The organism is Rhizobium sp. 18055 (assembly GCF_902706285.1).
Lineage (GTDB): Bacteria > Pseudomonadota > Alphaproteobacteria > Rhizobiales > Rhizobiaceae > Rhizobium.
Window position 1 is genome coordinate 1 of sequence record NZ_CACSKD010000272.1, and the last position, 444, is coordinate 444.

Here is a 444-nt window from a genome sequence, read left to right on the forward strand (position 1 = left end):
AGCTCCACCTCGTCGGCCAGCACCACCAGGTCTTCGGGCACCTGCATCGTGATCTGCAGCTCGCGGTGGTCCTGTACCGCGTACACGCAGGACGACACCACGCCGTGCAGGTTCACCGGTGCGAGGGTGACGTGGTCCGGCCGCGCGTAGTCCAGGAACTTGTCGATCGTGGCGTCGAGCTGCACGATGTCGGCCACCATGTGCTCGCGCGCCACGTCGTCGATCACGCTCATCTCGGTCTCCAGCCGCAGCCGGGCCAGCGGCGTGCGCAGGTCGTGCGAGATGCCGGCCAGCATCACGGCGCGGTCCTGCTCCAGCTTGGCGAGCTTCTGCGCCATGCGGTTGAAGCCGATGTTCACCTCGCGGATCTCGCTGGTCACCACCTCTTCGTCGAGCTGGCTGGCCGCGAAATCGCCGTCGCGCACGCGGTTGGCCGCATACGAG

1 protein-coding gene is annotated in these 444 nt (G+C 67.6%); it reads right to left on the reverse strand.

Translation table 11 applies throughout. The features are described from left to right. Positions 1 to 444 (reverse strand): histidine kinase dimerization/phospho-acceptor domain-containing protein (locus GVL52_RS32115; RefSeq protein ID WP_368735340.1); only part of this gene is annotated, 444 nt, incomplete at both ends.